Source organism: Cognataquiflexum nitidum, assembly GCF_022538055.1.
Classification (GTDB): Bacteria; Bacteroidota; Bacteroidia; order Cytophagales; family Cyclobacteriaceae; genus Cognataquiflexum; species Cognataquiflexum nitidum.
Genome location: NZ_JAKZAM010000011.1, coordinates 123156 through 136734, shown reverse-complemented (window position 1 = coordinate 136734; position 13579 = coordinate 123156). Strand labels below are relative to the sequence as shown.

The following is a 13579-nucleotide window of genomic DNA, read 5'->3' as shown; positions in this document are numbered from 1 at the left end:
CAAGGTCTTGTCCCAACTTTGGAAAAGGTTTGTATAACGCAAAAGCTTAGCTAAATGAGATTTGATTTTATAAAATTTTTAAAAGCTTATTTAAACTTAGTTATTCCGGATTCAATATCCATGAATATCTTTTATCAATTGATATCGAATTTTAATAGGCCTTAAGGCTGATATCCATGCTCCTCACATGATGTGTCAGTGCGCCGACAGAAATATAATCAACGCCACATTCAGCTACATCTTTGAGCGTTTCTTCAGTGATTCCACCCGATGCCTCGAGTGGATATTTGCCGTCAACCATACTCACTGCTTTCCGCATGGTCTCATAGTCCATATTGTCGAGCATGATATAATCTATTCCACCCAAAGCAAGTACTTCCTCAACTTCTTTAAGGTTTCTTGTTTCTACTTCGATTTTGAGATTGAGCCCTTCCTTTGCCAAATAGCGCTTTACATTTTGTACAGCATTAGAAATACCGCCCGCAAAATCAATGTGGTTGTCTTTGAGCATCACCATGTCATACAAAGCAAACCGGTGGTTAAGTCCGCCGCCAAGTACAACTGCCCATTTTTCGATCATCCGGAAGTTTGGAGTGGTTTTGCGGGTATCCATCAAGCGAGCTTTTGTATGGGCTATCATTTTGGTTAGTTGATGGGTTTTGGATGCAATCCCACTCATGCGTTGGATGCAATTCAATACCAATCTTTCGGTGGTCAAAATCGATGCGGCGGACCCCATCACCCTCAATCCAATATCCCCCGAATTCACGGAATCACCATCTTTTAATAATTTTTCAATTTGAAGATGTGGGTCAAATTGATGGAAAATCATTTCGGCAAGTTCAATTCCTGCAATAATACCGGACTCCTTGATTAGCAATTGCGCTTGGCCAGTCTGGTTATTGGGAATGGAACCTAAAGTCGAGTGATCCCCGGAACCCACATCCTCCAAGAATGCCAGTCGGATAAATTCATGAATTTTTTCCGATGTTAAATAAGGTAAATTTTCCACACACAAAATTAAAAAATAATGTTGGTGAAGCCTTAAATTTTGGTTTTAATAATGTCGATGCTAAAAATTCTAACAACATCTGATTTGGCGTTACCTTTTATCAAGACCCTGAATTGTTCATCTTTGCTTTGATAGGCACCTACATAAAAAATAGTAGGACCGGGCGAACCTGCTTGGTGCAGCACATTAAAATCCAATGGAGGATATTTTAAAAAAAAATCTTTCAAAATATACTCTGCCTGAGTTTTCGAATAATCTCCGTTCTTTCCATTGATATTCAATAAGACGGTTTGGTCAAAATACCTGGCAATTTCCTTGCTGGATCCGCTTTTAAAATAGACAAACACATCGTTGATTGTCAATGTATTGTGCTTCAAATTAGTGGCTTCAGAGAACCAAATGACGGCAAATAAAAATACAAAAAGAAAGGGGAGATTCTTCATCCCAGAAAATAGTTCAAATATTAAGCCAAATCTTTTATCATTTTTAGCTTTTCAAAAAAATCGAGTGTTTCACCCATTAATGCTCTTCATAAACCAAACAATGGCATGTGGTATTCAGCATGTTAAAAAATTAACAATAGGAATTTTGTCCGCTTGATAAAGAATAGGCAACTTTACAAGTTGATTGATTTTAATTTTCAATATTCCAAATTCTCTTTCCATGAAGAATAAGAAAGTAGTATTAATGATTTTGGATGGATGGGGCATTGCCACCAATCCGGAAGTTTCTGCGATAGACAAAGCAAAAACACCTTTTATTGATGGACTTTATGAAAAGTACCCTCATTCCAAACTTCAGGCTTCGGGCCTAGCGGTGGGATTACCTGAAGGACAAATGGGAAATTCAGAAGTAGGACATATGAACATTGGGGCAGGAAGGGTAGTCTATCAAGATCTGGTGAGAATCAATCAGGCTGCCAAAGAAGGTGAGTTGGATAGCCATCCGGTCTTGGTGGAGGCATTTGAATATGCCAAAAAATCCAAGAAGAATGTGCACTTCATAGGCTTAGTGTCTGACGGAGGTGTTCATGCGCATATCAATCACCTCAAAGCACTTTGTGACGCGGCCAAAGCCAATAATTTCACAGAAGTATTTATCCATGCCTTTACCGACGGTAGGGATACAGATCCCAAAGGAGGCATTCATTACCTCAATGAACTGAAGGAACACTTACAGCATTCTGTTGGAAAAATTGCATCCGTTATTGGTAGATATTATGCGATGGATAGGGACAAAAGATGGGAAAGAGTGAAGCTAGCCTATGATGCGATGGTAATTGGCGAAGGCGAAAAATCAAAAGATATTATCGCTTCAATTACAAAATCTTATTCCAATGGAGTCACCGACGAATTCATAAGACCCATCATCCAAGTCAACGAAGCAGGAAAGCCTTTGGCAACCATCAAGGAAGGAGATGTTGTGATTTGTTTCAATTTCCGTACAGATCGGGGAAGGGAAATCACCCAAGTCCTGACACAACAGGATTTTGAGGATTTCAATATGAAAAGACTCAAATTGAATTATATCACTTTTACCAATTATGATGACACTTTTAAGGATGTCAAGGTACTATATGACAAAGACAACCTTAACAATACCTTGGGAGAGGTTCTTGCCAAACATAGTAAAAAACAGATTCGGATCGCTGAAACAGAAAAGTACCCCCATGTAACATTTTTCTTTTCAGGTGGAAGGGAGACGGAATTTGAAGGTGAGAGTAGGATACTTTGTCCTTCCCCTAAAGTGGCCACTTATGACCTCAAACCTGAAATGAGTGCGTATGAAATTGCCAGCAAAATAAAAACCGAACTTAAAAAGAAAGAGGTTGACTTTGTATGTCTCAATTTTGCTAATCCTGATATGGTGGGGCATACCGGAGTTTTTGAAGCGGCAGTAAAAGCATGTGAGACCGTCGATGAATGTGCCAAACAGGTAATTACAACGGGACTTGAAAATGGATATACCTTTATCGTCATAGCTGACCACGGCAACAGTGACATGATGATCAACGAAGACGGAACCCCAAATACTGCCCATACCACCAATTTGGTGCCTTGTATTTTGGTGGATGACAGTGACCAAATACCTATTCAGGATGGTAAATTAGGAGATCTTGCACCTACAATTCTTACTTTGATGGGTGTCTCTGTTCCTTCCGAAATGACCGGGAATATCCTGTTGAAATAATTTAATACATTTGTTGACAAAGAATTCATTCATAAATTTTGGATGGATTCTTTGTCATTTTATACCTAATCCAAAATACCAAGACATTATGAAACAAAGTTTTATTGCAGTTTTGATTTCTCTCACCCTGCTTGGATGTGCTTCGGATGATAAAACCGAAAATCTGTCTGAAACCATTTATTTTCCTATGAAAGAGTATATAGAGGTTACAGCATTGGGCTTGGATGGAACCGGAATCATCAAAGAATTGAATGTAAATGGTGAAAAAGAAATAATCAAAGATACCTTAACTTCAAACCGTTGGCTAGAAGAGCTTGATTTTTTTAAAAAGGCGGACATCAGCAGGCCCAGCCTGTCAAGTTCCTATGAAACACAAAAGAGTGCTGATTACCTCATCCACAAACTCAAAGAAGGAGAGAAAGGAGAAGTTCAAAGGATCGTGATCAAATACGAAGATGGAGTGATAAAAGAAGTTTCTTTTTTTATCAAAAATTCAAATCTCTTTTATAATTCTGAGACACGTGGGGTAATTTTCAATCAAAGCCAAACCGGTAAGCTTGACCACTTTGTGGTTGAGACAATTCAAAAAGTGATTTTTTTGAAGCCAAATAAAATGATAGTAAGTGCCTCTGTGGTGTGGTAAAAAAATCAGGCCAATCTCTGACAATTGGCCTGATATCTTAATTTTTTCAAACAAAGGCAAAAAACACAAGCCATATTATGAACAATATCGGCAGTAAAATCGGTAGCGAAAACCTAATGATGTAACCAAAGAAAGAAGGCATTTTTATGCCACTTTGCTCCGCAATGGACTTCACCATAAAATTAGGTCCATTTCCAATGTAAGTCATTGCCCCAAAAAATACCGAAGCAAGAGAAATTGCCATCAACTCAAAAGCCGAGTCGTCATAATTGTCAAAAGCAAAATTCTTGACATCTTCAATGTTTCCTATCTCAGCACCTTGCGACGCCATGGCTGCTGCCAAAAAATTCAAGTAAGTAGGGGCATTATCCAAGACTCCTGATAAAATACCCGTCCCCCAAAACAAAGTATTATGGGTGATTAATGCCGCACCTTCAGGGGATTTGGCAAAATTACCAACTAATTCCAATGCCGGCATCATGGTACCAAAAATGCCTATGAATATGAATGCCACTTCCAATATAGGCTCAAAATTAAATTCGTTTCCTTTAATGGCACTTTGATCGGCAAATTTGTAACTCATATAAGCTACAGATAGCATGATGATTTCTCTGAGAAATGAAAATTTTTGTCCATCGTAATGAATGGCAGGTACCCAATCGAGTACATTGGGATCAAGGAATACCGATCCAATGATAACCAATAACCATAGAAAGTTTCTTGACCCTATCAATGCAAATTTATTAGTATAGGTAACTTCTTCGAGGTCGTCTTCTTCGATGGCATTCCCAAATTTTTTGTCAATGACATAAAATACTGCGGCAAGCAATAGCAAAGCTAACAGCCATGCTGGCCAATTGTATTCAATTGTCCAAAAGAAAGGTACTCCTTTTAGGAAGCCAAGGAAAAGCGGCGGATCCCCGATTGGGGTAAGTGAACCTCCAATATTACTGACCATAAAGATGAAAAAGATGATATGGTAAGGTTGGATATTTCCTTTGTTTAATCTGATAAATGGCCGAACAAGTAGCATAGAAGCTCCAGTGGTCCCAATGAGATTGGAAACCAAAGCCCCTACCAAAAGAAGCATGACATTGGCAAATGGAGTTGCCTTCTTGTCTATCTCGATGAGAATCCCACCCGATGCAATATAAAGTGAAGATAGGAGTGCGATAAACTGTACATATTCCGCAAGTGCATGTACAGGTCCATGTACATTGTGCAAGACAAAGAGGTAGTAGAAAACCACCAAAATGGCTAATCCAACGGCGATTTTTGGATAATTGTGGTGCCAAAAATTTTCATAAAACAATGGACCTGTTGCTATCATTAACAACAAGGCAACAAATGGTATCACCAACCAAACAGGTGCAGAACCGTGTTCATCTTGCCCATCCTCGTGGACAGCATTTCCATCATGTTGATGGACGGAGCTCTCCCCCCCTATCATTTCTGCTTGGGTTTCTGTCTGGGCTATTGCCTCCGAAATAGCTGTCAAAAAAACCATTCCAAAAACAAATAATAAAACGGCAAATAGGTTCTTCATTAATTTTAAAATTAAGCAGTCTTTTTCAAGGGTTTTGGTTTCAGAAAACCCTACAAATTGCGCTATTCATTATACTAATTTGAATTATACTTTCGCTAAACTACTTATTTTGAATGAAAAGGTCAGCATACTAAATTAGCTCCGAGAGGAATTAATTTAAAATTAACACCTCTCGGCTGATGATTGGTTAAATGTTTATACCAACTGCTTCAATGCAATTTCCAGTGAGGTTTCAGCAAGCTTATTTTTGGAGTTGTTTTTTTCAAATGTCAGGTGAAGCGCATCAGCAATTGTATGGCTTACATCTCCGAAAATGGCCTCGTCAGTTAACATGGCACGGTCTGACATCAGGTAAGCAAATACCCTCGCCATTCCACAGTTTGCAATAAAATCAGGGATTAACGATACTTTTTCATCAAGCCATACACCTATCGGACCAAAGAATATCTCCGGGTCTGCAAATGGAACATTTGCTCCGCAGCTGATCACTTCGAGTCCTGCTTTAACCATCCTTTCGGCTTGGTCTTTGGTCACCAACCTAGAGGCTGCTGCCGGTATAAATACCTCAGATCCTATATCCCAAATTTGCTGATTGAGTTCAGCAAATGGAATCATGCCTTTAGCTACCAGCTTATTGCCTTCTCTTTTGATAAACAAGTCCCTAATTTCATCAAGCGTAAATCCTGACTTATTGATGAGGCCTCCTTCCCGGTCAATGATTCCGACAATTTTTACACCCTCTACTGCCAAAAAACAGGCCGCTGCCGCCCCGACATTTCCCCATCCCTGGATGATGGCGCGCTTGCCTTTTATGTCTCCTCCCCAAATGGAATAATAATGCCTGACAGCCTCTGCTACACCAAAACCCGTAATCATATCTGCTACTTTATACTTTTTCGGTCCGTTTGGCGTATAATGCGGATCTTCCAAAACTTTGGAAACACCTTGTCTTAACTGTCCTATTTTCCTAATTTTTTCTGGCTCAGTAGCATGAAAATGTCCATTGACGATTCCTTCCTGGGGATGCCACAGTCCGTAGTTCTCAGTGATGGGGATGACTTCGTGGATTTCATCAATGTTGAGGTCACCACCGGTACCATAATAATTTTTTAATAAAGGCATGACGGCCTTGTACCAGCGTCTTAGAACTTCCTCTTTTCTTGGATCGTTTGGATCAAAATTGATCCCTGATTTTGCGCCACCGATGGCCGGTCCAGAGACGGTAAATTTGACCTCCATGGTTTTGGCAAGGGATTCCACTTCTCTCCTATCAAGTCCTTTTCGCATTCTTGTCCCCCCGCCTGCAGCTCCTCCTCTAAGTGAATTGATGACCACCCATCCTTCTGCTTCAGATTCGCTGTCACTCCATTCAAAAATAATTTCGGGCTGTTTGTTCTCAAACTTTTTGAGTAGTTCTTTCATGGTAAATATTTGGGTTTATGAGCAGGCAAAAATAGAAATATTCTCCATGCTTAAAAGCCCTCCTTATTTACATACCATGGATGAGACCACCACAATTATCCCTAAATGCTCCAGTTACTGTAGACAGTGAATTATTTTCTCCCCTTAATTTCAATACACCCAAAAAAGCAAAAACAAGTGCCTCTTTAAAATTGATCAGCAAAGGATCTGCTTGGATGAGATCCATGTCCTCATCAAGGGAATCATTAAGCTTTTCCATAAAAAAGGTATTGAATGCGCCGCCTCCTGTCACTAGGACTTTGGTTTTTTTACCTGGTATCGGCCTCAGGATTTTAGTGATTTGAACGATATAGTGTATCACCAAAGTATGGAGTACGTTTTCGGGTTTATGCTCTTCACTCCATTCCAAGATTTTGAGGTAGTCGTCCAGGTCTTCCCTTCCAAGTGATTTGGCTCCCTCTATCCGGTAGTAGGGTAACTTATTAAGTTGCCTGAGCACTTTTTTTAGGAGTTTTCCTTTTCTGGCCATTTTACCGTTTTTATCAAAAGATTTTCCACAAACCTCAGCGAAATGGTTAAGCAATAGATTGAAGGGACAGGTATCAAATGCAATCCTGTTTCCCTGAAATTCCATACTTATATTGGCAATACCTCCCAGATTGATGCAATAATCATATTCTGCAAACAGAAGCTTGTCTCCTATAGGGACCAAAGGCGCCCCTTGACCCCCAAGTTGTACATCAAGCATCCTAAAGTCATTGATTACAGGTAATCCGCATGCCGCATGCAGGGCCCAACCATTTCCTATCTGTAGGCTGATTTTTTTGGAAGGTTGATGGAATACCGTATGCCCATGTGAGGCAACGGCCTCCACTTCGAGTTCATTTTTTTGGACAAAGTTGCGGACTTGTTCACCCATCCAATGTCCAAATTCCACATCGAGAAGAGATAACCGATATCCATTCAGGAGATGGGAATTTTTGAGTTTTTTTCCGAGTTTTTTTGGAAAAGGAACGGTTTCGCTGCACAGGATCTGAAAAGTCCATTTTTCCTTTTTTTCAAACTCACAAAATGCAATATCAAGCCCATCTCCTGATGTGCCTGACATCAAGCCAATGACTTTATATTTAGAAAGGGTCTTCATCGGGTTAATTTTTGTTAAATAATTCTCCCTAAAGTTAAATTTATTTTATTCAAAAAGAGCGGTGTTGGAATTTGACTAATTTCGCCATGACCTAATGTCAATTGGAATTGAATTTGAAACAACTCGTCGTAGATATCGGGAATACAAGAATCAAAGCGGCCGTCTTTGAGGGGGACATCCTGTTGAAAGAATTCATATTTGAGGATTTCTCTTCATTTTTGAATGAGTTTAAAAGCAGGGATTTTGAACATGCCATAATAAGTTCTGTTACCTACACAGAGGAGCAGCTTCTTGGTCTGCTTGACTTTCCGTTTTTGTTTTTGAGTTACAAAACCCCGTTACCCTTTAAAAATATGTATACTACTCCCGACACATTGGGAGTAGACCGAAAAGCGGCTGTAGCAGGCGGCAGAAACCTTTTCCAAGACTGTCCTATACTTGCCATAGATTTGGGAAGTTGCATTACCTATGATTTCATGGATGAATCGGACAGGTATCTTGGTGGGGCAATTACACCCGGACTTCAGATGAGATTCAAGGCAATGAGTCAGTTGACAGCAAGGCTTCCATTGGTGGATTTTGAGTCAGGGATGGAGCCAAGGTTTATTGGAGACAGTACGGTATCCTGCTTAAGGTCAGGAGTATTTTATGGAATACAGTTTGAGATGAGAGGATTTATCCGGGAATATCAGGCACAATACCATGGATTGAAGGTCATTATTTGTGGCGGTGACTCAAAAATCTTTGAAAGCTTAACAAAAGACCACATATTTGTAATCCCTAATTTGGTCCTGCATGGATTGAATAGAATATTAAGCTACAATGTCAATTACCAATAGGATTAGATTTCTGGGTGTGTTATGCACCTTTTTCATTTTCTCAAAGGCCTTTCCGCAGTCAAGTTCGTCTACTTACAGTGCGCTTGGATTAGGGGAGTTCAACTATTCAGGTCTTGCCCAAAACCAAGGCATGGGTGGTTTGGGGATAAGTTTCGGTACAGGATGGGGGGCAAATTATATGAATCCTGCCCTGTCTACCAGAAATACTATTTTTAATTTCCAAGCTGCACTCAACTACAAAAGAATCAATGTTACGAGTTCTTCCGACAACGAGACGATCGATGGCGGTGGGATATCCTATGTAGCCCTGTCTTTTCCTGTAAAGTCAGGCAAAAGAACAGTAGGAATGGGTTTGTCGGAAATTTCCAGCGTGAATTACAGCATTCTCGTCAGTGGAGAAGTGGCCAATTCTGACTTCAATTCTATCAATAGAGTACAGGGAGAGGGTGGTATTTCGGAGGCATATCTTTCTTACGGCTTTGTTTTAGCCAAAAATTTAAGCTTAGGAGTTCACGGATCATATTTGTTTGGATCCACCATACGAACCAACCAATTGGCATTGTTGAATCCTGAAGACGAAGAATTTGGGTTTCAGACGGAGTATTACGAAAGGTTGACTGTAAGTGATGTCACTTTTAAAGGAGGATTCCATTATTACTTCAAAGCTAGTAGTAAAAGTAACATCCACCTTGGAGCCACCTATCATGCATTTGGAAATATTAATGGAAAAGAATTTGCTAAGATTGCCGATTTTGGTCAAGCTAGTAAGCCGGATTCAGATGGAGATATCCTAAGAAATAATGAAAAAGGGACTGTATTCATCCCAAGTAACTTAGGTTATGGGATTTCTTATGAAAAAATAAATAAATTTGTCATTGGTCTAGAAGCTCAAATGCAAAATTTTAGCCAATACCGTTCCTTCTCAGGTGTTCAGGGTGAACTAGGTGATACTTACAGGGTTGCACTTGGAGGTCAGCTGATTCCAAACTTCTCAACGGTCAATTCTATATTTAAAAGGTCGACATTAAGGTTCGGAGTGGAATACCAGCAAACTCCCTTCATTTTGAACCAGACGCAGATCAGTGATATTGGCATCAATTTTGGAGCTTCGGTTCCTATCAACAGCTTATCATTGATGAACTTTGCAATCAAGATTGGTTCGAGAGGTACCCTCGACGGCGGATTGATCAAAGAAGATTACTTTGGTGTCACCTTAGGATTCTCATTAAATGATAACAGCTGGTTTTACAAACGCGTATTCGAATAACACTAACAGATATGAAACTTAAAAGAGCACTCATCGGGTTATTTACCCTTAGTCTTGTAGGAATGGCCCAAGCGCAGGATTTCAATTGGCCAGCCGATACTGAACTTGAAGCAAAAGCCCGTGAATACAACGCGGCTTATGTGGACTACATGAAGTCGGAACAATTTGTGGAGGCTACCAAGCCTTTGTATTGGCTTCTTGTCAATGTACCAAAATTGAATGAATCCATTTATATCAATGGTGTGACTATCTACCATGGAGCAGCAAATGCTACTTCGGATGCGGCTCAGAAAAAAACCTATCAGGATTCTGTTATCACAATTTTCGACTTAAGAAAGGAAAACTATGATAACGAGCCAAAATGGATAGAAAATAAAGCCTATTATAGCTATAACTATTATAAAGGAGATAAAGCGAAATTGGGACAGGCACTTGCTGTGTTTGATCGAGTGGTAGAATTGAATGGCACTTTCAATACAATTAACTTGGTTGCTGCTTATTTTGATTTGGTCTACAGGCACAATGCGTACAATAAAGCTTTTACTAAGGTTGAATTGTTGGAAAGATATGAGAAACTAAACGCTCTTCTAGCAGAAGCTGAGGCAAACGGAAAAGATATTTCTGCACCAAAAAGCACACTTGAGCAGTTGATAGTTGCAATGGAGCTTATTGATTGTGAGTTCATCGAAGGAACTCTAGGGCCAAGGCTTACAGCAGACCCTACCAACATGGTTTTGGCCAATCAGATCTTTAAATATTCTGTTCAGTACAAATGTCTTAATTCAGATTCATTTCTTAAAGCCCTCGAAATCATAGATTCCCAAAACCCGACCTTTTCCACCTCACAGGTCAGGGCTATGAAGTATATGCAAAGCAGAGAGTATGACAAAGCGCAACCTGTTTTGGAAAAAGCTTTGACATTGGCTGAAAATGACGTTCAGAAAGCTGATATTCACTATGACCTTGCCAAAGTTCATGCTCAGGCAGGAAGAAAAAGTGCGGCTAGGGCAGCAGCATTGGAGGCAGCTAAATTAGATGCTGAGAAAGCAAAAGAAGCTTGGTTACTCATTGCACAACTCTACATGAGCTCTGCTGCAGATTGTAGAAGGGGTATAAGTAGGGTAGATGACCAAGCAATTTACATCGCTGCATACAATGCCTACTCAAGAGCCGGGGATAGCAAAGGAATGGCAGAAGCAAGAGCAAGATTCCCATCAAAAGAAGAGTTATTTACAGAAAGCAGACAGGTAGGTGAGACGGTAAATGTGGGTTGTTGGATTGGAGAGACAGTTACCTTGGCATCTAGGGATTAATTTTCTTTAAAATATTAAACCAAAAGGCAGTCGATAAAAGGCTGCCTTTTTTTATGGTCTCGATCATTTAGCAATCTTTCATATCTTTGCAGGTATGGGTGTCATTGGTAGATTATCTTTTCCTTTTGTTGGCCTCGTCCTTTGTTTATATTCATGTGGAGAGGAAGTCGACAGCAGTATTCTGGAGACGTACAAAGGTCCCATTGGTCTGGCAATGGATATTGAGTTATTCCACAGCGACTCCACTATCATCAGGACGCAAGTCAAAGCCAAGAAACAGATGAAGTTTGGTACGGGAGACCTGGAATTTCCGGAAGGAATTGAGATTTTCTTTTTTGACAAAGACGGCAATACCAGCTCCACAATGCGTGCAGATAAAGGCTATTACGACAAGACAAAAAACATATATAGGGGAGAAGGGGACGTACAAGTGCACAACCTTGAAAAAGACCAAAAGCTTTCTTCAGAAGAACTTTATTGGGATCCCAACTCAAAGAAAATTTACACTGAGAAATTTGTAACTATCCAAGAGAAAGAAACGATTTTCAACGGGACAGGAATGGAAGCAGATGACAGATTTAGTGTATATAAGCTATTTAAAGTAACCAACAGCAGGACCATTCTTTCCGGAGAAGAGTTATAAAATGAAATTACCTGACTTCCTTATATTGTCACTCTCGGCAGCCTTGGCGATTATCGGCACGCATCTTACCATCACATCAGGTTTGATCAGTTCATATCCTGTTTTTATGTTTGCAGTGGCATTGCTCTTTTGGTATAGGTATAGGAAAAATGAAGCTTCCCTTAAATCAGAAGTATCAAAGCAAGATCCAATAAAAAAAGTTAAAAGCCGTAAATCCAAATGATAGAATCAGAATACCTTATTTACGTCGCCATCACCTTGCTTTTTTCTGCGTTTTTTTCAGGAATGGAAATGGCTTTTGTATCTGCCAATAAGCTACAGATAGAACTTCAAAACAAACAAGGTTCAGTTTCTGGCAAAATCCTTTCTAGTTTTATCAAAAAACCAGGACAGTTTATTGGGACAACGCTTATTGGAAATACAATAGCCTTGGTATTGTATGGTATTTTTATGGCCTATTTGTTGGAGCCTTGGATCGAAACATGGCTTGAAAAGCTGCTTCCTGCAAACTTTAACAGCCAAGCATATGTGCTGATCATACAGACCATTTTGTCGACCATTATTGTTTTGATCACAGGGGAGTTTCTTCCCAAGAGTATATTTATGCTCAACCCCAATTCCTTGCTTTCATTCTTTTCTCTTCCATTCAAGCTGATCTATTTTCTGATGTATCCTTTGGTTTGGCTGATTGTCGGAATGTCAAAGTTGTTTATCACCAAAGTTTTACGTCTTGAATACAACGAGGACAAGCCTGTGTTTAAAGTGACGGATTTGAATAGCTTTATCAAAAACAGCCTCCATCACAGCGGGCAAGATGTGAAAGTTGACCTTGATGCCAAGATTTTTGACAATGCCATAGAATTCAAAACCATCCGGGTGAGGGAATGTATGGTCCCCAGGACGGATATCGTTGCAGTAGACATAGAGGACTCTATGGACGAACTCAAGCAGGTTTTTGCAGAAAGCGGTCATTCAAAGATCATCGTTTACAAGGAATCGATAGACGACGCGATCGGATATTGCCACCAATTGGAAATGTTTAAGAAGCCAAAAAAAATATCCGATATCCTGACGCCGATCATCATCGTGCCGGAATCAGCATTGGCCAATGAGCTTCTGATCCAGTTTATCAAAGAAAGAAAAAGCTTGGCCTTGGTCGTAGATGAATTTGGAGGAACGAGTGGTATTGTCAGCATGGAAGATATCATAGAAGAAATCTTCGGAGAGATACAGGATGAGTATGATCAGGACGATCTGATTGAGCAAAAACTCTCCGACCATGAGTATTTATTGAGTGCCCGGCATGAAATTGATTATTTAAATGAAAAATATGGTTGGGATCTTCCCTATGGAGATTTCGAAACTTTGGCGGGATTTATCCTTTCTCTGACAGAGGATATTCCTCAAAAAGGTGAGTCCATTACCTTTGAATCATATACTTTCAGCATAGTTTCAAAACTAGACCATAGGATAGAAACGGTAAAAGTGAAGATACATCAGGGGTCGGAATCCAATAAGTAATTTATTGACAGTGATATTATTTTGAATTTACAGGTAGAT

General features: G+C 39.8%; 13 protein-coding genes. 8 read left to right on the top strand and 5 right to left on the bottom strand.

From position 1 onward, the window contains the following. Positions 1-151: 151 nt before the first annotated feature. Together nadC and MMU07_RS09695 are read right to left on the bottom strand one after the other, a co-directional pair. Entirely contained in the window at positions 152-1012 is an 861-nt protein-coding gene (gene nadC / locus MMU07_RS09700; RefSeq protein ID WP_241125669.1) for a carboxylating nicotinate-nucleotide diphosphorylase, read from the bottom strand. Positions 1013-1044: 32 nt separating this feature from the next. Continuing rightward, positions 1045-1455, bottom strand: a complete 411-nt coding sequence (locus tag MMU07_RS09695; protein WP_241125668.1) for a DUF4783 domain-containing protein — start codon at positions 1453-1455, stop codon at positions 1045-1047. Between the two features lie 220 nt (positions 1456-1675). Here MMU07_RS09695 and gpmI point away from each other — a divergent pair, with 220 nt between their 5' ends. Both gpmI and MMU07_RS09685 read left to right on the top strand, forming a co-directional pair. Next, positions 1676-3202, top strand: coding sequence for a 2,3-bisphosphoglycerate-independent phosphoglycerate mutase (gene gpmI / locus MMU07_RS09690; RefSeq protein ID WP_241125667.1), 1527 nt, complete (start codon positions 1676-1678; stop codon positions 3200-3202). A gap of 88 nt (positions 3203-3290) precedes the next feature. Next, on the top strand, positions 3291-3845 hold the full coding sequence (locus MMU07_RS09685) for a hypothetical protein (RefSeq protein ID WP_241125666.1): 555 nt from the start codon (positions 3291-3293) through the stop codon (positions 3843-3845). 46 nt (positions 3846-3891) lie between these two features. Here MMU07_RS09685 and MMU07_RS09680 read toward each other — a convergent pair whose 3' ends face one another. From MMU07_RS09680 to MMU07_RS09670, 3 genes are all read right to left on the bottom strand, one after another. Further along, positions 3892-5391 (bottom strand): sodium:proton antiporter, encoded by a 1500-nt coding sequence (locus MMU07_RS09680; protein ID WP_241125665.1) that lies wholly within the window; start codon positions 5389-5391, stop codon positions 3892-3894. 195 nt (positions 5392-5586) lie between these two features. Next, positions 5587-6813: a Glu/Leu/Phe/Val dehydrogenase dimerization domain-containing protein gene (locus MMU07_RS09675; protein ID WP_241125664.1), complete on the bottom strand. Its 1227-nt coding sequence runs from the start codon at positions 6811-6813 to the stop codon at positions 5587-5589. A 67-nt stretch (positions 6814-6880) separates the two neighbouring features. Next, positions 6881-7957, bottom strand: coding sequence for an anhydro-N-acetylmuramic acid kinase (locus MMU07_RS09670; protein ID WP_241125663.1), 1077 nt, complete (start codon positions 7955-7957; stop codon positions 6881-6883). Positions 7958-8070: 113 nt separating this feature from the next. Between MMU07_RS09670 and MMU07_RS09665 the strand changes: the two genes are divergently transcribed. The 6 genes from MMU07_RS09665 (at position 8071) to MMU07_RS09640 (ending at position 13540) form a co-directional block, all read left to right on the top strand. Beyond that, positions 8071-8796 carry a type III pantothenate kinase gene (locus MMU07_RS09665; RefSeq protein WP_241125662.1) on the top strand — a complete coding sequence of 242 codons (726 nt, stop codon included), beginning with the start codon at positions 8071-8073 and terminating at the stop codon, positions 8794-8796. After that, positions 8780-10063, top strand: a complete 1284-nt coding sequence (locus MMU07_RS09660; protein WP_241125661.1) for a hypothetical protein — start codon at positions 8780-8782, stop codon at positions 10061-10063. The genes MMU07_RS09665 and MMU07_RS09660 overlap by 17 nt, the downstream gene beginning before the upstream one ends. 11 nt (positions 10064-10074) lie before the next feature. After that, positions 10075-11376, top strand: a complete 1302-nt coding sequence (locus MMU07_RS09655; protein ID WP_241125660.1) for a hypothetical protein — start codon at positions 10075-10077, stop codon at positions 11374-11376. Positions 11377-11470: 94 nt separating this feature from the next. Beyond that, positions 11471-12019 carry an LPS export ABC transporter periplasmic protein LptC gene (gene lptC, locus MMU07_RS09650; RefSeq protein ID WP_241125659.1) on the top strand — a complete coding sequence of 183 codons (549 nt, stop codon included), beginning with the start codon at positions 11471-11473 and terminating at the stop codon, positions 12017-12019. 1 nt (position 12020) lies between these two features. After that, complete coding sequence (locus MMU07_RS09645) at positions 12021-12242, top strand: hypothetical protein (RefSeq protein WP_241125658.1); 222 nt, start codon at positions 12021-12023, stop codon at positions 12240-12242. After that, positions 12242-13540 carry a hemolysin family protein gene (locus MMU07_RS09640; RefSeq protein ID WP_241125689.1) on the top strand — a complete coding sequence of 433 codons (1299 nt, stop codon included), beginning with the start codon at positions 12242-12244 and terminating at the stop codon, positions 13538-13540. Before MMU07_RS09645 ends, MMU07_RS09640 begins: the two co-directional genes overlap by 1 nt. Positions 13541-13579 lie beyond the last annotated feature (39 nt).

Excerpts from the sequence above, each read along its gene's own strand:
- MMU07_RS09655 (WP_241125660.1), top strand. The coding sequence starts at position 10,075 with ATGAAACTTAAAAGAGCACTCATCGGGTTATTTACCCTTAGTCTTGTA.
- MMU07_RS09670 (WP_241125663.1), bottom strand. The coding sequence starts at position 7,957 with ATGAAGACCCTTTCTAAATATAAAGTCATTGGCTTGATGTCAGGCACA.
- MMU07_RS09695 (WP_241125668.1), bottom strand. The coding sequence starts at position 1,455 with ATGAAGAATCTCCCCTTTCTTTTTGTATTTTTATTTGCCGTCATTTGG.
- gpmI (WP_241125667.1), top strand. The coding sequence starts at position 1,676 with ATGAAGAATAAGAAAGTAGTATTAATGATTTTGGATGGATGGGGCATT.
- MMU07_RS09685 (WP_241125666.1), top strand. The coding sequence starts at position 3,291 with ATGAAACAAAGTTTTATTGCAGTTTTGATTTCTCTCACCCTGCTTGGA.
- MMU07_RS09680 (WP_241125665.1), bottom strand. The coding sequence starts at position 5,391 with ATGAAGAACCTATTTGCCGTTTTATTATTTGTTTTTGGAATGGTTTTT.
- MMU07_RS09660 (WP_241125661.1), top strand. The coding sequence starts at position 8,780 with ATGTCAATTACCAATAGGATTAGATTTCTGGGTGTGTTATGCACCTTT.
- MMU07_RS09675 (WP_241125664.1), bottom strand. The coding sequence starts at position 6,813 with ATGAAAGAACTACTCAAAAAGTTTGAGAACAAACAGCCCGAAATTATT.
- MMU07_RS09645 (WP_241125658.1), top strand. The coding sequence starts at position 12,021 with ATGAAATTACCTGACTTCCTTATATTGTCACTCTCGGCAGCCTTGGCG.
- lptC (WP_241125659.1), top strand. The coding sequence starts at position 11,471 with ATGGGTGTCATTGGTAGATTATCTTTTCCTTTTGTTGGCCTCGTCCTT.